Raw genomic sequence first — 24,546 nt, 5'->3', positions numbered from 1 at the left:
GCCCTCTAGACCCTCACCATCAACTCCCCCTGCGCATCCGCCACCCCGTGCAACAGCTCGATCACCCAGTCGATAAAGACCCGCACCCGAGGCGACAACTGTCGATGCGGTGGGTACACCGCTGAGATCGGCCATAACGGCACGGCGTATTCATCCAGCACTTGCACCAGGCGCCCCTCGGCCAACTGCCGTTGAACGTGGTAACGCGGTACTTGAATCAAGCCAAATCCTGCCTCACAGGCCGTCACGTAGGCGTCGGCGTTGTTGACAGTCAGTTCGCCCGGCAGTTGCAACTCATGCAACTGCCCCGCCACCTCGAACTCGAAAGGAAAAAATCGCCCATTGCCCGACGCGAAGTTGATGGCTCGATGTTCTGGTAAATCCTCTAACCGCTGGGGCGTGCCCGAACGAGCCAGGTAGTCGGGGCTGGCGCAGGTCAGTTGTTGCAGCCGCACAATGGGTCGTGCCACCAAGGCCTGGTCGACGACATTGCCAGCACGGATCGCACAATCCACGCCCTCGCGCTGCAGATGGACTTGCCGGTCGTGGAAACCGATGTCCAACTGCAGTCCCGGGTAGCGCCGATAGAAGTCCGGCAGGTGCGGCAGGATCCAGGTGCAGCCAAAGGCGATGGGCATGTCCACCTTCAAGGTGCCGCGCGGTTGGCTGCGCTGCACCGACAACGCGCTCTCGAGGTCGTCGAGGTCGTCGAGCAGTTGACCGCAGCGCTGGTAATAGGCCTCGCCATCGAGGGTCGCACGCACTTGCCGCGTGGTGCGTTGCAACAGCTGCACACCCAAGTGGGTTTCCAGCTGCTGTATCAACAGGCTGACAGTGGCCCGGGGCAGTCCCAGATCGTCGGCCGCCTTGCCAAAACCACCCAGTTCGACGATACGCCTGAACACCTGCATTGCCTGTAATCGATCCATTTTCGGGCTCACTATTTAGATTTCACGAATAGTTAAACCAAAAATCACGGGTTTATCCATAAAACAGCCTCATGGAAACTGAACGGGTCATTTACAGCCAGGAGCAATCATCATGATGACCCGCCAACTCGGCCATCACGGCCCACACGTTTCAGCCATCGGCCTGGGCTGCATGGGCATGTCGGACTTCTACACCACCGGGGTGGATGAGCGAGAGGCGATCGCCACGCTGCACCGCGCCGTGGAACTGGGCGTGACGCTGTTCGACACCGCTGACATGTATGGGCCGCACACCAACGAAGAACTGCTCGGACGCGCCTTGCACGGCAAGCGTGAAAGCATTTGCCTGGCCACCAAGTTCGGCCTGGTGCGCAGCAGCGACCCCCACGCCCGAGGCGTCAATGGCCGCCCCGAATACGTCAGGCAATCGGTCGAGGGTAGCCTCAAACGGCTCAATACCGACTACCTCGACCTCTACTATCAGCACCGCGTTGACCCGCTCGTTCCCATCGAAGAGACCATCGGGGCCATGGCCGAATTGGTCAAGGCAGGCAAGGTCCGCCACATTGGCATCTCGGAAGCCAGCGCCGAGACCATCCAAAGGGCCCATGCGGTCCATCCACTGGCTGCGGTTCAAAGCGAATACTCGCTGTGGTCCCGTGACCCTGAGCACAATGGCGTGCTCGACACCTGTCGGCGCCTGGGCATTGCCTTCGTCGCCTACAGCCCGCTGGGCCGCGGGTTTCTGACGGGTGAGCTGAAGAGCCCGGACGATTTTGCCGCCGATGATTATCGCCGCTTCAACCCGCGCTTCCAGGCCGACAATTTCAGTCGAAACCTGGTGTTGGTGGAGCGGGTCAAGGCATTGGCTGCGAACAAGGGCATCAGCGCTTCGCAACTGGCCCTGGCGTGGGTATTGGCTCAGGGCAACGACGTCATCCCGATCCCGGGCACCAAGCAACGCAAATACCTGGAGAGCAATGTCGCAGCCGCTACGCTGGCATTGAGCGCCGATGAGCTGGCCCATCTGGATGAAATTTTTGCCGCCGAAGGGGTTGTGGCCGGCGATCGGTACAGTGCGCAGACGATGACTCTATTGAACGGCTGATCGAGTCGCCGGGTTTGCCCTGGGTATGTACGAAAGTCGCTAATCATTGGGCGCAGGCAACACAGACGAAAGGACACTGTGGGCGGCCGATGGAAATCGATAGTTTGAGACTGGGTTATACGCAAAGGATCCTGCGCAGGCGTTGCCGTACAGCCTGAACGCCGCCAGGCGCCTCTGCGTAGCCACTGCTGCCAAGTTCGCTCCAGCCTACCCAGCCGTGGCCGATACAGAGTAAGGCCTCTGCACGTATACCTTGTATGCGTCACGTCGCACTCAACGAGTCCAGCCATGAATCTACTGAATCTCTTCAAAAAGGCCCGAGCCCACACCCAAGGTGCTGTCAGCGTGGTTTGTAGCGCTGGCGAACTTGATCAGGCGCTGGCCAGCGTGCGCGTAGAACCGGTGTTGGTCACCGGATTTGTCTCCCCTCACCTGGACATCGACCAGATCGCCGCCAAGGTCAAAAAGCGCTTCGCCCACAGTGCTATCAGCCTGTGCACGACGTCTGGAGAGCTGTGCAATGGCACTAACACGCTGTACTGCCAGACCGGCGACACCTGGGACCGGGTGGTGCTGCAACTGTTTGATTCCAGTGTGATTGCCTCGGCCGAGGTGGTGATGGTGCCGCTGGAGTGCGAAGACATTCGCAGCGGGGGCAAACGCCTGGCCATGCGTGAGCGAATCGCCAAGCTGGTGAACAACATCAAACAGGCGCGGGTGAACACGCCCATTGACCACCGTGATACCTTGGCCTACGTGGTGTTCGATGGTCTTTCGGCGTCCGAGTCGTTCTTTATGGAGGCGCTCTACGAGTCCGGGCGTTTCCCTTGCCTGTTCGTCGGCGGCTCTGCCGGGGGCAAGACTGATTTCAAGAAAACCCTGATCAGTGACGGCCAGCGCAGTTACCAGAACCATGCGCAAATAGTCTTCCTGAAAACCGCCGCGGATGTGCGCTTCGGGGTATTCAAAAGCCAGAACTTCCAACCGGCCGGGTTGACTTTCAACGTGCTGACCGCGTCGGTGGAAGACCGCACCATTGACCAGGTCATCGACAGCCGTGGCAACATCAAGAGCATGGTGCAAGCACTGTGCGACGCATTCGAGTGCACAGCCCAAGCGCTGGAAAAGAAACTGGCCGACTACTCGTTCGCCATCCGGGTGGGTGAAGAACTGTTCGTGCGCTCCATTGCCCGCATTGACTATCAACAACAAATCATTCAGCTGTTCTGCGACGTTGCGCCCGGCGAAGAGCTGGTGATGGTCAAGCGCACGCCCCTTCGCGAAGCGACCCGCATCGACTACGAGAAATTCCTCAGAGGTAAAGGCGGTCGACCGGTAGCGGCCATTCTCAACGACTGCATCCTGCGCCGGCTCAACAACAGCAGCGACCTGGGCAGCATGGCCGGTATTTTCGGTGATGTGCCGTTGGCCGGCTTTTCGACTTTTGGTGAAATCCTGGGCCTGAACCTGAATCAGACGCTCACGGCGATCTTTTTCTTTCGAATCACTAAGGGCGCCAGTTTCAGCGATGAATACGTCGATAACTTCATCGCCCACTATGGCGAGTTCAAAGCCTTCTTCCTGCGTCGCCAGATCAAGAAGCTGGCGGGCCTGAACCACGTAGTGGTCAAGCAGATCATGGCGTTCAAGATGAATGACTTCAACAGCGCCTTGGACACCCGCGGCCTGGATAACACGATCCTGCCAGTGTTCGACGGCCTGACAGACCTGGGCCAGGTGTTGGCACAGGCCAGCCAGCAGCAAGCGGATATGGCTACACAAATCAAGCATTACTCGGGTGAACTGCACCTGTCGATGGATGACCTGACGGGCACGATAGATCGGCAAAACACCGTTGCCGAGCAGGCCGGCACGACCGTGGAGCAGTTGGCCACGCAAGCCGGTGAAGCGGTGGTCGGCGCGCGTGCGCTCGCCAGTTCAAGCCTGCGTATCCAGTCGATCGTGCAGGTGATTCAGCAAATCGCCGGGCAGACCAACCTGCTGGCGCTCAACGCTGCCATCGAAGCCGCGCGGGCGGGTGAAATGGGCAGAGGTTTCGCCGTGGTGGCTGACGAGGTGCGCAAGCTCGCCGAAATCACCCGCAAGAATGCCGCTGAAATCGGCGTGGATATTGACCTGCTGTCAAAGGAGATCCAAGGCGTCGCCCAACAGATCGAAGATCAGTCCACCGCCGTGGGCGCACTGCGCGAAATGCTCGATGTCCTGGAGGACTCAAGCCGCACCACTGAAGGGACGGCGCAACGCACCAAGACCATCGCCGACACCTTGACCGGGCTGACCCACGCCAATGCCTGAGCACGTCGAGGCATAAAACCGGCGGCCACCTTCGAAGATGACATAAATCAAGGTTGTCCCGGGTATATCTACTCATCATTTGGGGGCGTTAGTAAGCGACTGTCATGCTGAAGTCCATGAGTTCCGACGAATGCGGCTGACTCCACTCTCCACAATCGTGTGAAACCTTTGATTTTGGTTCGGCTCCTCCCCCATACAGGTAGCTCGACATGAAAAATACCCCACTGGCCATGCTTTTGCTTCTTGCATCGCTTTCCCCCCTTTGGACGTCAGCAGCAGAGCAATCTGAAGTACCGTCGACGCAGCAACAAACCCCCAATGTTGCAGAGTTCGACAAACAGATGGCACAGGCGCAAGAGACCTTCCAGAAAATGCAGGAACAGATGGCGAAGATCCAGCAGACCCAGGATCCTCAGGAGCGGCAGAAACTCCTTCAGGAACATTGGAATACGATGCAGAGTGGCATGGCCATGATGCACGCAATGGGGGGGCCGGCAATGATGGGATGCTGCCAAGGCCCGGGCATGATGGGCAAAGGGAAGATGATGGGCGGCGCACACATGATGGGCTGGCAGGACTACTCGAAGTTGCCTGCGGAGCAAAGAAGTCAACACCAGTACATGATGGACAGGTTCACCGGCATGCAACAGATGATGATGGAGCAAATGATGCGGCATCAAAGCTACATGCAGGGGCAACCACCGGCCAAGCCAGGCGCATAGGGTATTGGCAGCGGATACAGTGACCCGCTGGCACTCATAGGCGGCCCAAGCCGGGCCGCCTCCTGCGACGGCTCAGGCCATCTGTTCCTGCCCCAGCCGCTTGAGCAACGCTTTGGCGGCCGCTTCGGATGAAGCCGGGTTCTGACCCGTGATCAAGTGCCCGTCCTCGACCACATGGCTCGCCCAGTCCGCCCCCTTGGAATACTCGCCGCCTTTAGCCTTGAGCATGTCCTCCACCAGAAACGGCACCACGTGTGTCAGCCCCACCGCCGCTTCCTCTGAGTTGGTAAACCCGGTCACTTTCTTGCCCTTCACCACAGGCTGGCCGTCCGGGGCTTGAACGTTCTTGAACACGCCAGGAGCGTGACAAACGGCGGCCACGGGCTTGTTAGCGGCATAAAAGGCTTCGAGCAGGGTCTTCGAATCCGTGTCCTCGGCCAGGTCCCAGAGCGGCCCATGACCGCCGGGGTAAAACACGGCATCGAAATCATAGGGATCAATCTCGCCCAGCGGCACCGTGTTGGCCAGGGCCGCTTGGGCCTGCGAATCGGCGCGAAAACGGCGCGTGGCGGCTGTCTGGGCATCTTCCTCATCGCTTTTGGGGTCCAGTGGCGGCTGTCCGCCCTTGGGAGATGCAAGCGTGACTGTCGCCTTGGCGTCGGCAAACACGTAATAGGGCGAGGCGAACTCTTCCAGCCAGAAACCGGTTTTCTTGCCGGTGTCGCCCAACTGATCGTGGGATGTAAGGACCATTAGAATTTTCATGCGTGCCTTTCCTCCTGGTGCTAATGGACGGCGCGTGGTCGCCGCCCTGCTCTAGCTTCAGAGGGCGGGCGGGCGCAGACGTTCAGTGGGCCGTCGCGATACTTTCCCGACTGGCAGGACCCGATGAATGTGCTTGGCTCAACCATCGAGCGCTACACTGTCAAATGCCCTTTCGTCTGGCACTAAGAACAATAGAAGCCTATGAATATTCTCTACGATGAGCGCGTCGATGGTGTATTGCCCCGGGTCGACAAGTCCGCGCTGATTTCAGAACTGAGTGAGGCCCTCCCCGACCTTGAGCTGCTGCACAGCCCGGAGGACCTGAGGCCGTATGAATGCGACGGGCTTTCGGCCTACCGCGTCATGCCACTGTTGGTCGCCCTGCCCGAGCGCATCGAGCAGGTACAGGCGCTGTTGCGTATCTGCCATGCCCGTCAGGTACCGGTCGTGGCCCGAGGTGCCGGCACCGGGCTGTCGGGCGGCGCCTTGCCGTTGGAACAGGGGCTTCTGTTGGTGATGGCGCGCTTCAATCGCATCCTGGAAGTCAACCCTCAAGGCCGCTATGCACGAGTCCAGCCTGGGGTGCGCAACCTGGCGATCTCCCAGGCTGCCGCGCCTTACGGGTTGTACTACGCACCCGATCCGTCTTCCCAGATCGCCTGTTCCATCGGTGGCAACGTGGCGGAGAACGCCGGCGGCGTGCATTGCCTGAAGTACGGCCTGACCGTGCATAACCTGCTCAAGGTCGACATCCTCACCGTCGAGGGCCAAAGCATGACGCTGGGCAGCGACGCCCTGGATACGCCTGGATTCGATTTGCTGGCCCTGTTCACGGGCTCGGAAGGGATGCTCGGCATCATCACCGAAGTGACGGTCAAACTGCTGCCCAAGCCCCAGGTGGCCCGCGTGCTGCTCGCCAGTTTCGACTCGGTGGAAAAGGCCGGTCGCGCCGTGGGCGACATCATTGCCGCCGGGATCATCCCCGGCGGATTGGAGATGATGGACAACCTGTCGATTCGAGCCACCGAGGACTTCATCCACGCCGGCTACCCGGTAGACGCTGCGGCCATCCTGCTGTGCGAACTGGACGGTGTGGAAGCCGATGTGCGGGACGATTGCGAACGGGTCGAGGCCGTCTTGAAGGCTGCCGGGGCCGTTCATGTGCGGGTGGCCTGCGACGAGGCCGAACGGGCGCGTTTCTGGGCCGGGCGCAAGAACGCGTTTCCCGCCGTGGGGCGCATCTCACCGGACTACTACTGCATGGACGGCACCATCCCACGACGCGAACTGCCGCGGGTGCTCAAAGGCATCAGCGACCTGTCCGACGAACATGGCCTGCGCGTGGCCAACGTATTCCATGCCGGGGACGGCAACATGCACCCACTCATTCTGTTCGACGCCAACCAGCCCGGCGAGCTGGAGCGCGCCGAGACGCTGGGCGGCAAGATCCTGGAACTGTGCGTGCAAGTCGGTGGCAGCATCACCGGGGAGCATGGTGTCGGGCGCGAGAAGATCAACCAAATGTGCGCGCAGTTCAACAGCGACGAGTTGACCGTGTTCCACGCGGTAAAAAAGGCCTTTGACCCGCTGGGCCTGCTCAATCCCGGCAAGAACATCCCGACCCTGCAGCGCTGTGCGGAGTTTGGTTCGATGCACGTGCACCTCGGTAACCTGCCGTTCCCGGAACTGGAGCGCTTCTGATGCCCTACGATCATGACGCCAGCGCCACGCTGCTGGAACAGGTCAACCACGCCCTCGGCGAACGCACACCGCTGCGCATCCAAGGCGGCAACAGCAAAGCCATGCTGGGCCGACCAGCCCGCGGTGACATATTGGATACCCGCCTGCATCGCGGCATCGTCAGCTACGACCCGACCGAACTGGTGCTCACCGCACGCGCCGGCACCCCCCTGGTGGAGCTCGAAGCAGCCCTCGACGCCGCCGGCCAATTCCTGCCATTCGAGCCCCCACACCTGGGCCCGCAGGCGACCCTGGGCGGCATGGTCGCCACCGGTTTGTCCGGGCCACGGCGCCCCTGGGCCGGCTCGGTGCGGGATTACGTGTTGGGCACCCGGGTCATCACCGGGCAAGGCAAGTTGCTGCGTTTTGGCGGCGAAGTCATGAAGAATGTCGCCGGCTATGACCTGTCGCGCCTCATGACCGGCAGCTTCGGCTGCCTGGGGCTACTCACGGAGGTGTCCTTGAAGGTCCTGCCCAAGCCACGCCAGTGCCGCAGCGTGCGACTGGAAATGGATGTTCACCAGGCGTTGGGTGAACTGGCCGAATGGGGCCAGCAGCCAATCCCGATCAGCGCGGCCTGTCATGACGGCGCGGCACTGCACCTGCGCCTGGAAGGTGGCGAGGGCTCGGTGGCCTCGGCCATCGACCGTCTCGGTGGCGACACCCTCGATAACAGTTACTGGGCTGACCTGCGGGAACAGCGCCTGGGGTTCTTTGCCACACCCGAACCGTTGTGGCGGCTTTCGCTGCCGAACAACATCGCTCCCCTGGATCTACCCGGTCGACAACTGTTGGACTGGGGGGGCGCCCAGCGGTGGCTGAAATCCACGGCTGCGCCTGAAATCATTCGCCAGGCTGCGTCCAACGTCGGTGGTCACGCAACCCTCTACGCCATCGACGAAACGCCCTTCCAGCCGTTGGCCGGACCGTTGCTGCGCTACCACCAGAACCTGAAGAAGCAGCTCGACCCCCAGGGCATCTTCAATCCGGGCCGTATGTACGCCGACCTCTGAGGACGAGCCATGCAAACCCATCTGAGCGAACAAGCCAAAAGCCTCCCCCGCGCCGAGGAAGCCGAGCGTATCCTGCGCTCATGCGTGCATTGTGGATTCTGTACGGCCACCTGCCCCACCTACCAATTGCTGGGGGATGAACTGGACGGCCCCCGCGGGCGCATCTACCTGATCAAGCAGGTACTCGAAGGCCAGGCGGTCACCGCCAAGACCCAGTTGCACCTGGATCGCTGCCTGACCTGCCGCAGCTGCGAGACCACCTGTCCATCCGGCGTGCAATATCACAACCTGCTGGATATCGGTCGCGCTGTCGTCGAGCAGAAGGTACCGCGCCCGCTCACCGAACGCATGTTTCGCCAGGGCCTGCGCGCGGTACTGCCACGGCCAGCACTCTTCAAAGCGTTGACCCAGGTTGCGAAGGTTTTCCGTCCGCTGCTACCCCATGCCCTGCAAACCAAGCTGCCGCGCCAGCACCCTGCGGCCAAGCCACGTCCGCCAGTACGCCATGCGCGCCATGTACTGATGCTCGAAGGTTGCGTGCAGCCGACCCTGTCGCCCAACACCAACGCCGCTGCCGCACGCGTCCTGGATCGCCTGGGCATCTCGGTGGTATCGGCCCCAGAGGCCGGTTGTTGTGGGGCAATCGACTACCACCTCAATGCCCAGGAAAAAGGCCTCGAGCGGGCCAGGCGCAACATCGACGCCTGGTGGCCAGCCCTCGAGGCCGGGGCCGAAGCCATTGTCCAGACCGCCAGCGGTTGCGGCGCCTTCGTGCAAGAGTATGGCAAGTTGCTTAAGCATGACCCGGCCTACGCCGCCAAGGCCGAACGTGTCAGCACCTTGGCTCGCGACCTGGTGCAAGTGCTGCACGCCGAACCCCTGGAAACCCTCGGCCTGCATGGCGACCGGCGCCTGGCCTTCCACTGCCCCTGCACCCTGCAGCATGCCCAGAAGCTCGGCGGCGCCGTGGAAGGGGTACTCGGGCGCCTCGGGTTCAGCCTCACGACGGTGCCCGACAGTCATCTTTGTTGTGGCTCGGCAGGCACGTATTCGCTGACCCAACCCGAGCTGTCCCGGCAATTGCGCGACAACAAGCTCAACGCTTTGGAGAGCGGCAATCCGCAAGTGATCGTAACGGCCAACATCGGCTGCCAGACCCACCTCGACAGCGCCGGACGCACACCGGTGCGTCATTGGATCGAACTGGTCGAAGAAGCACTGATCTAGACAACCCTGTAGGGCGACCGATGGGCCGGCTCAAGCCAGCAGTTCAGTGATCCACCGGGCCTGTCGCACGACCTCCTGCACCTTGTCCTCGGGCACGGTCTTTCGCGCCCGGGCGAAGTCAGCCAGGGTTCGCTGCTTCAGGCGCAGCATACGCTGCCACTTGGCCAGGAACGCCGGGCTGCGGGCCTGCATCTGCAGCGGGCCGAAGTACAGCTCCTCGGCGGTGTACGACACCGGGCCGTCAGGCTCGGCGACAATGATTTCGTAGTCGAAGCGATTTTCCCGCAGCACTAGCTCGCAAAGGATGCGGTAGCGATTTTCCATCAACCATTGGCGCAACGGTTGTTCGCCACCGTTGGGCTGCAGAATCAGGCGCTCCTGGCCGCTCAGGCACGCCTTGCCGCTGTCGAGGATGTCGCGAATCGTCTCGCCGCCCATGCCGCAGATGCTGATCGCCGTAATCCCGTCTCCCGGCTCGATCGCCGCCAGGCCGTTGGCCAAGCGCACGCTGATCTGCTCGTCCAGGCCATTTTCAGCCACGGTGCGTTGGGCCGAGCGAAACGGCGTCAATGCCACCTCACCCGCCACCGCCGCCGCGATGGCGCCACGGCGCATCAATGCCACCGGCAGGTAGGCGTGATCCGAGCCGATATCGGCCAGGCGGGCGCCTATGGGTACCTGCTCCGCCACGCGCTCCAGGCGCATGGACAACGTCTGCTGGTTCAACTACGACCTCTTTTTTTACTACGAACGTCCAGAACCTTAAAACTGCCTGGGTCAGTCCTCAGGCAGGATGATCGCATCTGGGCTGGCTTCAGCGGCCAGTTTCAATCGGTCGGCTTTGCTGATGTACCTGGACTTGCTGGCCGGTGCCAATTTGGCACTGGCCTTTTTGGCATGAGCCTTGAGCAACTGATTTATTTTCTTACGACGATTCATGTTTTCTACTTCGATGGATGCTGAGTGGTTATGAGGATACCGGGATAGCGCTACTCCTCGGCAGGCTTCATATGAAAAATCGCATACGCAGGATTAACGTATCGGCGACGACACTGAAAGGGAGGTCGATCATTGCAAGCGATGCCAACGCGCCCACGACGCCCCATCCTGAAAGCGCGGGACTGTAGCACTGTTGGCAAGCGGCCTACAGAGGCGCGCCTCGATCTGTCGCGGTACAAGCACGCTGCGCCGCAATGCCAGGCGCGCAGCCTTGGCCGCCCCCCCACAAGCCGCCTATGTTGTTGGATGGCGCTCCCGGGAAAACCTGTGCATTAGGTGCTCTTTGCTACCCTATGTCATGATGCACGTAAGAGTTTCCCTGATATCCACCCCCCGATGAGAGCCTTCTGTGTCAGTGATTCCCCTAGTGGTGTGTGACGACTCCAACATGGCCCGTAAACAGGTATTACGCGCGCTGCCCGCAGACTGGCCGGTTTCGGTCACCGAGGCCACCAATGGCCGCCAGGCCATGGACGCCATACGCCAGGGGTTGGGACAGGTGGTGTTGCTCGACCTGACCATGCCGGAAATGGACGGTTATCAGGTATTGAGCGCATTGCGCGCCGAAGGCCTGAAGGCGCAAGTCATCGTGATCTCCGGTGACGTCCAGGAAGAAGCAGTGCGCCGCGTGCATGAGCTGGGTGCACTGGCATTCCTGAAAAAACCTTTCGACGAAAATGAGCTGCGCCAGACCCTCAGTCGATTGGGGCTATTGGCGAAACCCGGCCAGACACCGCTACAAAATCGTCCAGTATCGAACACGACCATCAGTTTTCACGATGTGTTCCGCGAGACAGTCAATGTCGCCATCGGTCAGGCCGCCGCCCTGATCGCCAAGGTATTGGGCGTTTTTGTGCAACTGCCCGTGCCCAATGTGAACATCCTCGAAGTCGGTGAGTTGCATATGGCGCTGAACGATGCCAGCAGCTCGCAGCAACTCACGGCTATCTGCCAGGGTTTCATTGGCAGTGGCATCGCGGGTGAAGCCCTGCTGATGTTTCACGACTCGGAAATCTCCGACATCGCGCAACTGATGCAACGTCAGAGCAGCGACTACTCCGACCTGGAAATGCTGCTGGACCTTTCCAGCGTCCTGATCGGCGCTTGCCTGACCAGCATTGCCGAACAGATCGATGTGGGATTCTCTCAGGGCCACCCGCAGATTCTTGGCCAACACGCGGCGATTGATGAGCTGATCCGGGTCAACCGCAAGCGCTGGAAAAAGACCCTGGCAGTGGAAATCAGCTACAGCCTGGAAGGGCACGATATTCGTTTCGACCTATTGCTGCTGTTCACGGAAGACTCCATCGAGCGGTTGACCCACAAACTCGCCTATTTGATGAACTGAGCCATGAACGATTCTATTGATCTGAACGAATTTCACTGGTTGCTTGCCGTCGTTCAGAGTATCGATGTCGGCGTGGTGGTGCTCGATCGCGACTACCGCGTGCAGGTCTGGAACACCTTCATGGAGAACCGCTCCGGGGTGCAGCCGAAGGATGCCCACAATCAACTTATTTTCAGCCTGTTCCCCGAAATCGATCGTCAGTGGTTCAGTCGCAAGGTGGAAAGCGTCGCCACCCTGGGCACTCCAGCGTTCACGGTGTGGGAGCAACGTCCGTATCTGGTACGGTTCGAGAACTATCAGCCGATCACCGGCAGCGAAGAGTTCATGTACCAGAACACCACCCTGCTCCCGCTGCGCTCGCCCGACAGCAAAATCAACCACATCTGCCTGGTGATCTATGACGTCACCGACGTCGCCACCAACCGGCATCAGCTGCAAGCCGCCAATGCGCAACTGCAACAACTCTCCAGTACCGATCGACTGACGGGGTTGTACAACCGCGGTCATTGGGAGGAAAGCCTGCGGGCCGCCTATGCTCGACACCAGCGCTACGGCAACGCGGTGAGCCTGGTGATGCTCGACATCGATCACTTCAAGCGAGTCAACGACACTTACGGCCATCAGGCCGGCGACAAGGTCATCGAGCATGTCGCCAGGCTGCTGCGCGAACATGCGCGCGACTCCGATGTGGTCGGCCGGTATGGCGGTGAAGAGTTTGGCGTGGTGCTTTCGGATACCGACAGCACTGGTGCGCACACTTTCGCCGAACGCATGCGTCACTCCGTAGAGGCGCTGGAGGTGGTGTACAACGACCAGCGCATCCGTTTCACCATCAGCCTGGGAGTGGCCGACCTGAGCCAACCCTCGAACAGCCACGCCGACCTGATCGCCCGGGCGGACCAGGCGTTGTATACGTCGAAGAAGACCGGGCGTAACCGGGTGACAGTGTACGAGCAGGTTTAGCCTGCGGATGCTGCTCCCCGCCGGTACAGGCCACTGCAACTGCACGCCAGCGAGAATTTTCTGGTAGTCGGCGCCTACCCTCCCGGCCAACAAGCCGACATCTGCCGTGAAGCACCGAGCGAAGCCAAACTGGCGAATATCGCCACCCTGCCATTTCCCGAAAGGGATCCGGTGCAGGGGCGAGATGAGGCTATCGTTCGCTACTGGACAAGCCGGCGATAGCACCCAGGCAACGCTACCAGAACCCGTCCAAAAGTACCCTCGCAGCACTAAACGACCGCTAGTCCCATGGCCCGTCATCTCTGTGAACTTCCGTCTGGAATCGCCCCTCTGCCCTTTACCAACTATCGAGAGAGGCAGGACGTCATGAGAGCACTCACCTATCACGGTGCCCACAGTGTGAAAGTCGATACGGTCGCCGACCCCATCCTGGTGGACAGCGACGACATCATTCTGCGCGTTACCGCAACGGCGATTTGCGGTTCCGACCTGCACCTCTATCGCGGGAAAATCCCCGCCGTCGAGCACGGTGATATCTTCGGACATGAGTTCATGGGGATCGTCGAGGAAACGGGTTCAGCGGTGACTGCGGTGCAACCCGGCGACCGTGTGGTGATTCCGTTCGTGATCGCCTGCGGCAGCTGTTTTTTCTGCCAGATGGATCTGTTCGCCGCCTGTGAAACCACCAACACCGGGCGTGGCGCGATCCTGAACAAGAAGGCCATTGCACCGGGCGCGGCACTTTTCGGTTTCAGCCACCTGTACGGCGGCATACCGGGTGGCCAAGCCGAGTACGTGCGTGTTCCAAAGGCCAATACCGGGCCGTTCAAGGTGCCGGGGACCCTGTCGGACGAAAAGGTACTGTTCCTCTCGGACATCTTGCCGACCGCGTTTCAAGCGGTCACCAACACTGGGATCGGCAAGGGTTCGAGTATCGCGATCTACGGCGCCGGGCCCGTCGGCTTGTTGAGTGCCGCTTGCGCGCGGATGTTGGGCGCCGACCAGATCTTCATGGTCGATCATCATCCCTATCGCCTGGCCTACGCGCAGCAAACCTACGGCGTGATTCCGATCAACTTCGATGAAGACGACGACCCAGCGGACACGATCATTCGTCAGACCAGAGGCATGCGCGGCGTGGACGGTGTGGTCGATGCGGTGGGCTTCGAGGCCAAGGGCAGCACCACCGAAACGGTGCTGGCCACGCTCAAGCTCGAAGGCAGCAGCGGCAAGGCGCTGCGTCAATGTATCGCGGCAGTCAGGCGCGGCGGCGTGGTGAGCGTGCCGGGGGTGTACGCCGGCTTCATCCACGGCTTCCTGTTTGGCGATGCGTTCGACAAAGGCCTGACCTTCAAGATGGGCCAGACCCATGTGCAGCGTTATCTGCCTGAACTGCTTGGCCATATCGAGACCGGTCGCTTGTCCCCTGAGGTGATCATCAGCCACCGGATGTCGCTGGAGCAGGCCGCCGAGGGCTACAAGCTTTTCGACAAGAAGCAGGAGGATTGCAGGAAGGTCATTTTGACGCCGGGCAGCCCGCACGTGGTGTTGCCGGAGGGTGATGTGCCGAATGGTACGATGGCTCTGACTTGAGACTTGGCGGGTTCATGGTGGTGAGGGAAACTCAAGGGCTGCTGCGCAGCCCGGCGGGAGCAAGCTCCCTCGCCACGGTGTTCAGTCTACGGCCTGGTGGTGGGTGGGGTTGCGCCATACTTGCTCATCAGTTTCAGCGTCACGCCGTTGGTCCAGCCAAAGCCGTCCTGCAACTCATATTCGCCGCCTCCCCCACCATTGCCCTGGGCAGATAAATCATATTTCTCCACCAGCTTGTTTTCCTTGCGGTAGAGGTTCTGAACCTGCTGCAAAAAACGGCTGCCGATCTGCTGCGCCAGCGCTGTTTGCTGGTAGCGGTCCAACCCCTCTACTGCCACCCATTGCAGCGGTGCCCAGCCGTTGGGCTCATCCCACTGCTGGCCATTGCTGACCTGGGTGGTGGCGATGCCGCCGGGACGCAACAGGCCTTCGCGTACCGCATCGGCGGTGCGATTGGCGTGCTCGGTGGAGGCCAGGCCGCTAAACAGCGGAAAAAGCGCAGCGGCGGTGAGCTGCTGGCGTTGTTGGTTTTTCTGCCAGTCGTAGTCCACGTAGAAGCCTGCCTCGGCATTCCACAAGTGCTTCTCGATAGCCCGCTGACGCCGCTCCGCGCGCTGCCCATAAGCCTGGACGCAGGGTGTGTTCTGAACGGTCTCACAGGCTTTGGTGATAGTCCGCTCCAGGTGATACATGAGGCTGTTCAGGTCAACGGGCACGATGGAGGTGGTGCGTATGGTCGTCAGATTCTGGCCATCGCCCAGCCAACGGGAACTGAAGTCCCAACCACTTTCGGCGCCAGCACGCAGATCACGCCAAACCTCCTCCTTGGGCCTGTCCGGCGCCTGCTCGGCAGTCTTGACGTCTTGCAACCAGGACTCCTGGCGAGGCGTCGGGCTGGCGTCCCAATAACGATTGAGAACACTGCCATCGGCCAGTTTGACCACGTGCTTGGCGGCTGCCCCGGGTTTGAGCGTCTGGGCTCCTTCCATCCAGTAGGCATATTCTTTCTGCAATTGTGGCAAGTAGCGCCCGTAGGCCTGCTCACCTTCGATGTGCGCCTGCAGCTCCACCATGTAAGCGAAGAACGGCGGCTGCGATCGGCTCAGGTAGTAGGTGCGATTGCCATTGGGAATATGGCCGTAGGTATCGATCATGTAGGCGAAATTGTCGGTCATCTGGCGAACCCGGGCCTTCTCACCGCTTTGCTCAAGCCCCAGCATGGTGAAGTAGGAATCCCAGTAATACATCTCGCGAAAGCGCCCGCCCGGCACCACATAGGGCTGCGGCAAGGGCAGCAAGCTGCTGTATTGCGGCACCTGCTTGTAACTTCGGCTCAACACCGGCCAGAGATTGTCGATGTGTTCTTCAATCGAAGCGCCAGGTTTCGACGCCGGGCTTTGCGCCTCGCCGGATTCGATGAAATTGTCCTGCACGAAAATTTTCAGATCGAAGCCATCACTCCCCCGACGAGCCAGGTAATCGGCGCGGATTTTCGCCGGATCACGCTTGGGCAGCGCGTCCACGAAGTGTTTCTGGTCAGTGAAAAGCTGCCCGCGCTGAACCGCTTCAAACAGTTCGGGATAGGCCTGGTCGGGCGGCAGATTGGCTCGCCCCTGGGCATCTTCGTAACTCCATGTCGCGGCCGGTTGGCTTGAGCAAGCCGCGCACAGCAACGCGGCGAAGGACAGGCTGGTGAAATCCATAGGTCGCATAAACAGCTCCATCATGTTGTCGGTCCTGACAAACGACTGACATGAAGGAATGGCCTGGGTTCATTAAACCCCCTCCGACTGGAAAGCTTCAGGATATGACGCACGCGCCTGCCGCTCACAAATGACGTCGGCATAACGCTCCAACTGCTCCCAGAAGGCTGCGCACGATGAACATCGATGCAAGCGGGAATGGAGAACAATGCTCATGGCAAGCTCAGGGGGATGCTGGCCGGACTCCCATAGCGCCCGGCAAACCGGACAACCCTTTTTCTCCCATTGTGTGCTCATCCAAACTCCCCATAGCAGTCCACCCGCCATTGCGCCCCGAAACGTTTTCCGGCCCACAGTTGCCTTTTTTCCATCGGCCTGGCGATGTTAATAGAGAAGCGTGAGACACCTCCTTAAATTTCACTTTGGTCAGTCCAATTTATAAAATAACAAATTGGTCTTGCCAATATTTTCCCCGGCGTGTAGGTTTTGGGCGAAGATCGACCGAGTGGGTTACGACCCGCCTATAACAAAAAAAGAGCTCCGGGCGCGGTACCCGGCTGCTCGCAACCCTCCTGCGCGTGCAGGCACCCGTTGTCTGCGCGCCAGTCAAGGAGCATCGACATGTTGACCGTCATCTGTAACGAACCTGGCTCGCTAAGCACCATCGAACGTGACAAACCACCCAGGAAACCAGGAGAGATCCTCATCCGGGTCAAGCGCGTCGGGGTCTGCGGCACTGACCTGCATATCTTCACCGGCAACCAGCCCTACCTCGAATACCCGCGTGTCATGGGCCACGAGTTTTCCGGACTGGTAGAAGAGACGGACAGCGCCAGCGACCTCATCATCGGTGATGTTGTCTACGTGATGCCCTACCTTTCCTGCGGAACCTGCATCGCCTGCCGCCAGGGCAAGACCAACTGCTGCACCCGCATTCAAGTGCTGGGTGTGCATTGCGACGGGGCTTTCACTGAGTACCTGAGCGTTCCCCACCAATTCGTGCACAAGGCCGTGGGGGTTTCCCTTGATCAGGCGGCGATGATCGAATTCCTGTCCATCGGCGCTCATGCTGTACGGCGCTCAAATGTCCAGACGGGTAAACGCGCCCTGATAGTCGGCACCGGCCCGATCGGCATGGCGGCGGCGATCTTCGCCAGCCTGCGCGGGGCGCAAGTCACTGTCCTGGATACCCGTGAGGATCGTCTGTCGTTCTGTCGGCAACATCTCAATATCCATGCCGCCGTGCAAATCGGCGAAGGCGACAAGCAGGCCCTGGCGGAACTGACTGAGGGTGATTTTTTCGACGTGGTGTTCGATGCCACTGGTAATGCCCGGGCCATGGAGCGCGGGTTCGAGTTCATCGCCCACGGCGGCACCTATGTGATGATTTCAGTGGTGCGGGACTCCATCACCTTCTCCGACCCCGAATTTCACAAGCGTGAAGCCACGTTGATGGGGAGCCGCAACGCCACTCAGGAAGACTTCCGCCACGTGGAAGAATGCTTGCGCAACGGATTGATCCCGGACGCCGCCCTGAACACCCATCGACTGACACTCAGCGACGTCGCCCATTCGTTCAGCACCTTGCTCGACCCCAAGCAGGGTGTCGTCAAAGCAATCATCGAGTGCTAGAGGAGGACGTACCATGAACCTGCCGTCTTCTCTGCTTGTGTTGACCCCTGGTGACGATGTCGCTGTGGCCCGTGGCGATATTGCCACGGGCCAACAGTTGAACGCCGACGGCATCGCGCTAGTCGCCCGACAGCCGATTCCGTCCGGGCACAAGATCGCCCTGCGCAGGGTGCTGGCTGGCCAACGGGTACTCAAATATGGCCAGACCATCGGCCAGGCGACCCAGGGCATAGAGCCCGGCGATCATGTCCACGTGCACAACCTGGACATGCCCACGACCAGTGCCGAACAGAGCGTGCAGAACGTTTATATACCTACCGTGCTCAGCGGTGAGCCGGCGACGTTCGAGGGTTTCGTGCGCGATGATGGGCGCGTTGGTACCCGCAACTACATCGGGGTTATTTCCAGCGTCAACTGCTCGGCAACCGTGTGCAAACACATCGCCAACGCCTTCTCTGCCGAGCGCCTGAAAGACTTTCCCAACGTCGATGGCGTCGTGGCAATTACCCATGGCAGCGGCTGTGGCATGGGGGCTACGGGTGAAGGCATCGATATCCTCAAGCGTACCTTGCGTGGCTATGCCGATCACCCCAACTTCGCTGGCGTGCTGTTGATCGGCCTGGGTTGCGAGGTCAACCAACTCACCCCCTTGATGGACGAGCTCGGCGATCGCTCAGCGCCGCTCAAGGCCAGCCTGATCATTCAGGACGCCGGCGGTACCCGCGAAGCTGTGCAACGAGGCATCTCCCATATCGAGCAGATGCTGCCGATCATCAACGACTTCCAACGTACTGCCGTGGCGGCCAGCCATCTGAGGGTCGGTCTGCAGTGCGGCGGCTCGGATGGTTACTCGGGGATTACCGCCAATCCAGCACTCGGCGCCGCTGTAGACCTGCTGGTGCGAAATGGCGGCACCGCCATTCTTTCGGAAACACCGGAAATTTATGGCGCCGAACACCTGCTGACGGCCCGCGCGGCATCCGCTGACATCTCGGCAAAATTGATGCAGCGGATCCATTGGTGGGAAGCCTACGTGCGCCACAACGACGGTGACATGAACAACAACCCCTCGCCTGGCAACAAGGCCGGCGGCATCACCACCATCCTGGAGAAATCCCTCGGTGCGGTGGCGAAAGCAGGCGCCAGTGGGTTGATGGGTGTCTACCAATACGCTGAAACGGTGGATGCCCGAGGCCTGGTGTTCATGGACACGCCCGGCTACGACCCGGTGTCTGCGACCGGCCAGGTGGCGGGAGGCGCGAATCTCATCTGCTTCACCACGGGCCGTGGTTCGACCTACGGTTGCAAGCCCACACCATCCTTGAAAATCGCCACCAATACCCGCCTGTTCCAACGCATGGAGCTGGACATGGATTTCAACGCCGGAGGCATTGTCGATGGCCTGGAGTCGGTGGCCGAGGCCGGTGAACGGTTGTTCCAATTGATGCTCGATACCGCTTCCGGACACCGCACCTGCAGTGAGGAAAATGGCTTGGGCGATAACGAGTTTGTGCCTTGGCAGATTGGCGCGGTGATGTGATTGCCGCACCATCGCTCCCACATGAATGAACAGCATCAAGCGCCTATGGTAGCCTTCGCAGACTATCCGATGGACACCGTTGCCATGGTCTCACCGATCAACGCCGCCGAGCGAAAGCCGTACCAGAAAATCGCTGACCAACTGCGAAACTACATCGTCCAGGGGGACTTCAAGGCAGGCTCCAGGCTTCCTCCCGAGCGCGATTTGACCCAACTGCTGGGGGTTTCCCGGCCTTCGCTGCGCGAGGCGCTCATCGCCCTGGAAATCGAGGGCGAAATTGAAATCAAGATGGGCTCGGGCGTGTACGTGCGCACCCGCCCCATGGACGGGAAAAACCAGAGCGAAACCTTGGGCGAAAGCCCCTCGGAACTGATGCAGGCGCGCGCCCTGATCGAAGGTGAGTCGGTGATCCTGGCCTGTTTGCATGGCAAAAAAAGCGACTACCGCTATCTGCAGGAATGTATCGACGCCATGCGCGCCAGCATCGCCAACGGCCAGCCCCCTCTGGAGGACGACCGCAGGTTTCATCAGCGCCTGGCCAAAATGAGCGGTAACTCTGCCCTGGTCCGGATCATCACCGCGCTGTTTGATGAACGACACAACCCTATTTCGGCGCACCTGAGCAAGCATTCCGAGAACGCATTGACCTGGGAAGCCGCCGTCATCGAGCATGAGGCGATCCTGCGCGCCGTCGCCAGCAAAGATGTGCTCGGTGCTCAGACCTCCATGCGCCAGCACTTGAGCCGCTCGGAGAACCGTTGGCTACAAGCGCTGGGGCCGGAAGAACTGAGCGACTAGCCCTGCAGTTTATGAGCCTGTGGCGAGGGCGTTGCTCGCGATGGAGGCGGCAAAGTCAACATCCCTGCAAACCGAACCGCCGCTATCGCGAGCAAGCTCGCTCCCACAGGGGATTTGGGGTGAATATGAATCTCCCACAGGGGCCGTGTGTCCTGGCTAGCTCAACTGTTGCCGCACGGCCAATTCCACACCACGGATTTCCGCCAGGCCCTTGAGGCGACCGATCAGCGAGTAGCCGGGGTTGCTTTTGCGGTGCTGATCGTCGAGCAATTGATGCCCATGATCCGGACGCAGCGGCAAGCGCGGGCCGCCTTCGCGCTCACGCCTGCGCTCTTCGGCCACCAAGGCACTGATGACCCCGACCATGTCGACGTCGCCATCCAGGTGATGGGCTTCGTGGAAGCTGCGCGGATCCGCTTCCCGGCGGGTTGAGCGCAGGTGGGTGAAGTAGATGAACGGCGCAAACTGCTTGGCCATCGCCACCAGGTCGTTGTCTTCGCGCACGCCATAGGAACCGGTGCAGAACGTCAGGCCATTGGCCGGGCTCGGGGCGGCGTCCAGCAACCATTGGGCGTCTTCGGCGGTGGACAGAATGCGTGGCAGGCCGAGCAGCGCCCGGGGTGGATCGTCCGGGTGGATCGCCATGCGCACACCCACTTCCTCTGCCACCGGGATCACCGCGCGCAAGAAATACCCCAGGTGTTCACGCAACTTGGCCTCGTCGATATCGGCGTAGGTGCGCAGCAAGGCCCGGAAGTTTTCCAGGCTGTAGTGCTCCTCGGCACCGGGCAGGCCGGCGATCAAGGTGTTGACCAAGGTCTCGCTCTGGGCCGGCGTCAGTTGCTCGAAGTAGGCCTTGGCCTGCTGGATGTCCTCGGCGCTGTATTCAGCCTGCGCCCCCGGACGCTGGAGGATGAACAAGTCAAAGGCAGCAAATGCGGTTTGATCGAAACGCAGCGCCCAGCCACCGTCCGCCAGCGCATAGGTCAGGTCAGTACGGGTCCAGTCCAATACCGGCATGAAGTTGTAGCACACGATATCGATGCCACAGCTCGCCAGGTTGCGCACACTTTGCTGGTAGTTGGCGATGTACTCGTCACGCCGCCCGCAGCCACGCTTGATGTCCTCGTGCACCGGAATGCTTTCCACCACCGACCAGCTCAAACCAGCCGCTTCGATCATCGCTTTACGCGCCGCGATGGCGTCCACCGGCCACACCTGGCCGTTGGGGATTTCGTGCAACGCGGTGACGATACCGGTCGCACCGGTTTGGCGAACGTCCGCCAGGGAGATCGGGTCTTTGGGGCCAAACCAACGCCATGTCTGTTCCATGTTGTTCTCCTTTTTGTTAGTTGGGTGCGGCAAAGGTCTGCAAAAAGCTGCCGATACCGTCGCGAATCAGGGCGCCATAAGCACGTTGCACAGCCTCACGAAACGCCGGACGCTCCGACAACGCGGCCGGGAAGACTTCGTCCAAATCGAGAAAGGCCTCCACCAACGATGCGCCGTCGAAGCGCCCCGCCAGATCGGCAAAAGTCGGACTCAAAGGGTCGTCAACCACGTGCATCGGATGACCCGGCAACGGTTGCGTGCAGTAGTGAATCCATGCCGCGATGCCCAGCGCGGTACAGTCGATACCTCGCCCTTGATCGAGCAAGTGCCGGGCACCGAGCAACCAGCGTTGCGGCAGTTTCTGCGAACCGTCCATGGCGATCTGGCGCAGGCGATGTTGCAGGCTGTCATTGGCAAAGCGCGCCTTCAGATCGCGGGCATACAGCGAAAGATCGATGCCCGCCGGCATGTCCAGGGTGGGCGCCGCTTCCTCAGCCATGTAACGCTCGAAGAGCCGTGCCAGATTCGCGTCACTGACGGCGTCGAACACCGACTCATGGCCAGCCAGCAACCCCACATAGGCCAGCAACGAGTGACTGCCATTGAGCATGCGCAGTTTCATCGTCTCGAACGGGCGCACGTCCTCCACCATTTGCACGCCCTCCACTTCCCAATCCGGGCGTCCGAGGGGAAAGTGATCCTCGATCACCCACTGGCTGAAGCTTTCACAGACCACTGCCGCCGCATCGTGACAATCCATCTGCTCCAGCCGCCGAAAGGACTCGCCATCCATCGCAGGCACAATGCGGTCGACCATGCAGCTGGGAAACGCCACCTGTTGGTCGACCCACTGCGCCAGCGCCTCATCCTGCCTCGCCGCCAACGCGCTGACCGCCTGACGGGTGCGTTGACCGTTATCGGGCATGTTGTCACAGCACAGCACGGTGAATGCCGGGATGCCGGCGGCGCGGCGACGGCGCAGGGCCTCAAGGACAATACCGGGGGCCGAGCGCGGCGCTTGTGGATGAGCGATGTCATGGGCAATCAGCGGATCTTCGCTGCGCAGTTGCCCCGAGGACGGGCTCAAGCAATAACCTTTTTCGGTGACGGTAAGGGTGACGATCCGCGTTTGCGGCGCGGCCATGCGCTGCAATAGCAGCTCCAGGTCATGACCGCCCTCTCCCACATACAAAGCTTGGCGCAACACCCCGATCTCGCGCAGCGTCACCTGCTCGCGGTCGCGGTACTCAGCCACATGGTAGCGACCGTCCTGCTCACGCAATTGATCGACCAAGGTGCGATTGGAGCGCAGATTGGCGCTGCACAGCCCCCAATCACTTTCACCATGGCGATTGAGATGGCGCTGCAGGTAGACCGCCTGGTGGGCGCGATGAAACGCGCCCAAGCCCAAATGGACGATACCGATCTGCGCTGCAGCGCCGGTGGAGGGCACTCGCTTCACAACAGGCATCAATACACTCCTTCTGTTCAGGGATGGCTCAGGGCCGAAACCGGTTGTGAGCCTTGTGCAGGCGAGTCACCGGTATTGGCCACCGCCAGGGGTTTTACATAGCGCGCCACACACACGGCACCGATCACAGTCAACAACCCCGCCAGCAGGAACGCACTGGTGAACGAACCGGTGAACTGCACCAGGAAGCCGGTCAAGGTCGGGCCGACAATGCCCGAGGTGTTCGCCAGAAAGTGCATGAAGCCACTGACGCCACCCACTCGCGCCGCCGGTACGGTGTCCTGGATGATCGCCCAGTAAATGGCGCCGGTGAGGTAAAGGAAGAACACCGCCAAAGCGACGAGGATGACCGCCGGATACAGGGTCTTGACCATCCCGGCACAAGCGATACAGGCGGCGCAGGCCAACAGGCACGTCACCAGCACCACTTTGCGCGAGAACATCATCTTTCCGGTTTTCTTGAACACGAAGTCGGAAATGAAACCGCCCAAGGCCAGGCCGAGGAAACCCAGGACCCAGGGAATGACCGTGGCGATGCTCATGTCCTTGACGTTCAGCCCGTGGGCCATGGTCAGGTAGCTGGGGAACCAGGTCAGGAAGAAAAACAACGTGTAGTTATAGGAAAAGAATGCCAAGGATGTGAACAGCACCGTCGGCTGCTTGAGGTAGTACCGCAGCGGGAACACCGGTTGTGCCGCCAGCTCGCTTTGCCCCTCGGCCCGAAGAATCTCCTCGGCGCCCTCGCCTTCTGGCCTTTCCTTGACGAACTTGAACCACACCGCCGCCCAGACCAGGCCGATCACCATGATGATAATGAACGACATTTTCCAGCCGTAGGTGACGGCGATAAAACCCACCACAGGACCGGAAATTGCCCCACCCAACGGTGTGCCGGACATCGACGTGCCTATCGCCCGCGCCCTGCGCTTGGGGGTGTACCAGTTGTTCACCATCTTACTGGTGGTGACGCTCAACGGTCCTTCACCCATGCCGAACAGAATCCGGATGAGCACCAGCGAGGCGAAGCCCACCGTCAGCACAGTCAGGCCGCTGAACAACGACCACAAGACCATGGCCAGCAGCAGCGTGGTCTTGGCGCCGTATCGATCAGCGGCCCAGCCACCGATGAAATTGAAGGCGGCATAGCCGACGAAAAAACTGCTGAAGATCATACCCATTTCACCCGTACTCAGACCGTAGTCCTTCTGGATAAAAGGGGCTGCCACAGACAACGCCGAGCGGTCGAGGTAGTTGATGACCCCCGCCAGGAACAGCATGATGATGATTAAGCTACGTCCTTGACCAAACATGGTGGAACCTCCCGCTTGTTGTGTTTATTCGGTGAGG

21 protein-coding genes and 1 pseudogene are annotated in these 24,546 nt (G+C 60.6%); 13 read left to right on the top strand and 9 right to left on the bottom strand.

Annotated features, from left to right (window positions below; translation table 11 throughout):
* Nucleotides 1-5: 5 nt before the first annotated feature.
* A complete protein-coding gene (locus SGN16_RS12375; RefSeq protein ID WP_335944186.1) occupies nucleotides 6-929 on the bottom strand; it encodes a LysR family transcriptional regulator in 924 nt (307 codons plus the stop codon).
* 112 nt (nucleotides 930-1,041) lie between these two features.
* Between SGN16_RS12375 and SGN16_RS12370 the strand changes: the two genes are divergently transcribed.
* The 3 genes from SGN16_RS12370 (at nucleotide 1,042) to SGN16_RS12360 (ending at nucleotide 5,075) form a co-directional block, all read left to right on the top strand.
* Nucleotides 1,042-2,037 carry an aldo/keto reductase gene (locus SGN16_RS12370; protein ID WP_210644383.1) on the top strand — a complete coding sequence of 332 codons (996 nt, stop codon included), beginning with the start codon at nucleotides 1,042-1,044 and terminating at the stop codon, nucleotides 2,035-2,037.
* 288 nt (nucleotides 2,038-2,325) lie between these two features.
* A complete protein-coding gene (locus tag SGN16_RS12365) occupies nucleotides 2,326-4,353 on the top strand; it encodes a methyl-accepting chemotaxis protein (RefSeq protein ID WP_335944185.1) in 2,028 nt (675 codons plus the stop codon).
* A 209-nt stretch (nucleotides 4,354-4,562) separates the two neighbouring features.
* A complete protein-coding gene (locus SGN16_RS12360; RefSeq protein ID WP_335944184.1) occupies nucleotides 4,563-5,075 on the top strand; it encodes a hypothetical protein in 513 nt (170 codons plus the stop codon).
* Between the two features lie 72 nt (nucleotides 5,076-5,147).
* On the opposite strand, the gene SGN16_RS12355 is transcribed toward SGN16_RS12360, so the two are convergent.
* Entirely contained in the window at nucleotides 5,148-5,840 is a 693-nt protein-coding gene (locus SGN16_RS12355; protein ID WP_335944183.1) for a type 1 glutamine amidotransferase domain-containing protein, read from the bottom strand.
* 201 nt (nucleotides 5,841-6,041) lie between these two features.
* Here SGN16_RS12355 and glcD point away from each other — a divergent pair, with 201 nt between their 5' ends.
* From glcD to glcF, 3 genes are read left to right on the top strand one after another with little or no spacing between them, the layout of a single operon-like run.
* Nucleotides 6,042-7,541 carry a glycolate oxidase subunit GlcD gene (gene glcD, locus SGN16_RS12350; RefSeq protein ID WP_335944182.1) on the top strand — a complete coding sequence of 500 codons (1,500 nt, stop codon included), beginning with the start codon at nucleotides 6,042-6,044 and terminating at the stop codon, nucleotides 7,539-7,541.
* Nucleotides 7,541-8,593, top strand: a complete 1,053-nt coding sequence (gene glcE / locus SGN16_RS12345; RefSeq protein ID WP_335944181.1) for a glycolate oxidase subunit GlcE — start codon at nucleotides 7,541-7,543, stop codon at nucleotides 8,591-8,593. Before glcD ends, glcE begins: the two co-directional genes overlap by 1 nt.
* A 9-nt stretch (nucleotides 8,594-8,602) precedes the next feature.
* A complete protein-coding gene (gene glcF / locus SGN16_RS12340; protein ID WP_335944180.1) occupies nucleotides 8,603-9,820 on the top strand; it encodes a glycolate oxidase subunit GlcF in 1,218 nt (405 codons plus the stop codon).
* 30 nt (nucleotides 9,821-9,850) lie between these two features.
* On the opposite strand, the gene SGN16_RS12335 is transcribed toward glcF, so the two are convergent.
* The 3 genes from SGN16_RS12335 to SGN16_RS12325 form a co-directional block, all read right to left on the bottom strand.
* Complete coding sequence (locus tag SGN16_RS12335; protein ID WP_335944179.1) at nucleotides 9,851-10,546, bottom strand: tRNA (adenine(22)-N(1))-methyltransferase TrmK; 696 nt, start codon at nucleotides 10,544-10,546, stop codon at nucleotides 9,851-9,853.
* A gap of 51 nt (nucleotides 10,547-10,597) precedes the next feature.
* Nucleotides 10,598-10,759, bottom strand: coding sequence for a DUF2986 domain-containing protein (locus SGN16_RS12330; RefSeq protein WP_210644368.1), 162 nt, complete (start codon nucleotides 10,757-10,759; stop codon nucleotides 10,598-10,600).
* A gap of 67 nt (nucleotides 10,760-10,826) precedes the next feature.
* A complete protein-coding gene (locus SGN16_RS12325) occupies nucleotides 10,827-10,892 on the bottom strand; it encodes a hypothetical protein (protein WP_335944290.1) in 66 nt (21 codons plus the stop codon).
* Nucleotides 10,893-11,168: 276 nt separating this feature from the next.
* Between SGN16_RS12325 and SGN16_RS12320 the strand changes: the two genes are divergently transcribed.
* The 4 genes and pseudogenes from SGN16_RS12320 to SGN16_RS12305 all read left to right on the top strand — a co-directional run bounded on the left by SGN16_RS12320 (nucleotide 11,169) and on the right by SGN16_RS12305 (nucleotide 14,723).
* Nucleotides 11,169-12,167, top strand: a complete 999-nt coding sequence (locus tag SGN16_RS12320) for a response regulator (RefSeq protein WP_335944178.1) — start codon at nucleotides 11,169-11,171, stop codon at nucleotides 12,165-12,167.
* A gap of 3 nt (nucleotides 12,168-12,170) precedes the next feature.
* Nucleotides 12,171-13,130 carry a diguanylate cyclase gene (locus tag SGN16_RS12315; RefSeq protein ID WP_210644365.1) on the top strand — a complete coding sequence of 320 codons (960 nt, stop codon included), beginning with the start codon at nucleotides 12,171-12,173 and terminating at the stop codon, nucleotides 13,128-13,130.
* A gap of 7 nt (nucleotides 13,131-13,137) precedes the next feature.
* Nucleotides 13,138-13,352, top strand: a pseudogene (locus SGN16_RS12310) (cupin); the annotation flags it as partial.
* 144 nt (nucleotides 13,353-13,496) lie between these two features.
* The gene (locus tag SGN16_RS12305) at nucleotides 13,497-14,723 is read left to right on the top strand and encodes a zinc-dependent alcohol dehydrogenase (RefSeq protein WP_335944177.1); all 1,227 of its coding nucleotides are present in this window, start codon (nucleotides 13,497-13,499) and stop codon (nucleotides 14,721-14,723) included.
* An 86-nt stretch (nucleotides 14,724-14,809) separates the two neighbouring features.
* Here SGN16_RS12305 and treA read toward each other — a convergent pair whose 3' ends face one another.
* Entirely contained in the window at nucleotides 14,810-16,435 is a 1,626-nt protein-coding gene (gene treA / locus SGN16_RS12300) for an alpha,alpha-trehalase TreA (RefSeq protein WP_335944176.1), read from the bottom strand.
* Nucleotides 16,436-17,047: 612 nt separating this feature from the next.
* Here treA and SGN16_RS12295 point away from each other — a divergent pair.
* The 3 genes from SGN16_RS12295 (at nucleotide 17,048) to SGN16_RS12285 (ending at nucleotide 20,396) form a co-directional block, all read left to right on the top strand.
* Complete coding sequence (locus SGN16_RS12295; RefSeq protein WP_335944175.1) at nucleotides 17,048-18,058, top strand: zinc-binding alcohol dehydrogenase family protein; 1,011 nt, start codon at nucleotides 17,048-17,050, stop codon at nucleotides 18,056-18,058.
* Nucleotides 18,059-18,071: 13 nt separating this feature from the next.
* Complete coding sequence (locus SGN16_RS12290; RefSeq protein ID WP_335944174.1) at nucleotides 18,072-19,598, top strand: altronate dehydratase family protein; 1,527 nt, start codon at nucleotides 18,072-18,074, stop codon at nucleotides 19,596-19,598.
* A gap of 84 nt (nucleotides 19,599-19,682) precedes the next feature.
* Nucleotides 19,683-20,396: a FadR/GntR family transcriptional regulator gene (locus SGN16_RS12285; RefSeq protein WP_210645227.1), complete on the top strand. Its 714-nt coding sequence runs from the start codon at nucleotides 19,683-19,685 to the stop codon at nucleotides 20,394-20,396.
* Nucleotides 20,397-20,552: 156 nt separating this feature from the next.
* Here the strand turns inward: SGN16_RS12285 and uxuA are convergent, their stop codons facing one another.
* The 3 genes from uxuA to SGN16_RS12270 are packed head-to-tail and all read right to left on the bottom strand — an operon-like array spanning nucleotide 20,553 to nucleotide 24,509.
* Complete coding sequence (gene uxuA / locus SGN16_RS12280) at nucleotides 20,553-21,728, bottom strand: mannonate dehydratase (protein ID WP_210644356.1); 1,176 nt, start codon at nucleotides 21,726-21,728, stop codon at nucleotides 20,553-20,555.
* A 16-nt stretch (nucleotides 21,729-21,744) separates the two neighbouring features.
* The gene (locus SGN16_RS12275) at nucleotides 21,745-23,199 is read right to left on the bottom strand and encodes a mannitol dehydrogenase family protein (protein WP_335944173.1); all 1,455 of its coding nucleotides are present in this window, start codon (nucleotides 23,197-23,199) and stop codon (nucleotides 21,745-21,747) included.
* Nucleotides 23,200-23,216: 17 nt separating this feature from the next.
* Nucleotides 23,217-24,509 (bottom strand): MFS transporter, encoded by a 1,293-nt coding sequence (locus tag SGN16_RS12270; protein ID WP_335944172.1) that lies wholly within the window; start codon nucleotides 24,507-24,509, stop codon nucleotides 23,217-23,219.
* Between the last annotated feature and the right edge of the window lie 37 nt (nucleotides 24,510-24,546).

It is taken from the genome of Pseudomonas sp. G166 (assembly GCF_037027455.2).
In the GTDB taxonomy this organism is placed as follows: Bacteria; Pseudomonadota; Gammaproteobacteria; order Pseudomonadales; family Pseudomonadaceae; genus Aquipseudomonas.
This window is presented reverse-complemented; position numbering and strand designations above follow the sequence as displayed.